Annotated in this window: 1 protein-coding gene; it reads right to left on the bottom strand. The window is 71.8% G+C overall.

Going from position 1 to position 1,046, the window contains the following annotated elements; genetic code table 11:
- A partial coding sequence (locus ACTMTI_RS56900) for an ATP-binding SpoIIE family protein phosphatase (RefSeq protein ID WP_441129414.1) occupies positions 1–1,046 on the bottom strand: 1,046 nt, incomplete at both ends.

The raw sequence follows: 1,046 nt of genomic DNA, 5'->3' as shown, positions 1-1,046 counted from the left end.
TCGGCGGCGCGGCGGATGCGGGGGGTGCTCTGGCTGCCGTCGGCGACTTCGCAGGTGAGGACGTTGCTGCGGAGCAGGCGCAGGTGGATGGGGCCCTTGGCGTGGCGGACGACGTTGCCGACCAGTTCGCTGGCCAGCAGTTCGGTGGTCATCGAGAGGTCGTCCAGGTCCCAGTCGTGGAGCTGGGCACGGACGTGTCCGCGGGCCTCGCCGGCGGCTTTGGGGTGTTCGGGCAGCGGCCAGCAGGCCATGTCGCCGCCCGGCAGGGCGTGGGTGCGGACGACCAGCAGGGCGGCGTCGTCGGCCGTCCCCTGTCTGCGGGGAAGCAGGGTGGCGGTGAGGCTGTCGCACAGGGCTTCGAGGCAATCGGTGCAGTGGAGGCCCGTCGTGTCCGGTGCGGCGGTGTGATCCCGGTGCCCGGGCGAGGCTGCGGAGGTCGTGTCGGTGAGTACCTTGGCGAGGTGGGCCATGCCCTGGTCGATGTCGAGGGTGGAGGATTCGACCAGGCCGTCGGTGTAGAGCACCAGCAGGCTGCCTTCGGGCAGTTCCATGTCCACGGTGTCGAAGGGCGGGGTGGCGGCGCCGAGGGGTGAGTTGGGGTCGGCGTCGGGGAAGCGGACGCTGCCGTCGGGGTGGACGACAGCGGGCGGCGGATGACCGGCGCGGGCCAGGACACAGGAGCGGGTGGTGGCGTCGTAGACCAGGTACAGGCAGGTGGCGTAGAAGTCGTCGCCGAGGTCGCTGACCAGGTCGTTGAGGTGGGAGAGCAGCTCGTCGGGAGGCATCTCCAGGTCGGCCAGGGTGTGGACCGCGGTGCGCAGGCGGCCCATGGTGACCGCCTCGGCCACGCCGTGCCCCATGACGTCGCCGATGACGATGGCGACCCGGTCGGCCGACAGGGGGATGATGTCGTACCAGTCGCCGCCGACCTCCATGTCCTTTCCGGCCGGCAGGTAGCGGGCCGCGGCGGTGACCGCGGGCAGGTTGGGCAGCGTGCGCGGCAGCAGCCCGCGTTGCAGCTCCTTGGCGCGGGTGTGCTCCCTGTC

Source organism: Nonomuraea sp. H19, assembly GCF_052068215.1.
GTDB lineage: Bacteria > Actinomycetota > Actinomycetes > Streptosporangiales > Streptosporangiaceae > Nonomuraea.
Note: the sequence above shows the minus strand (reverse complement) of the source record. Positions and strands in the feature narration are given on the sequence as shown.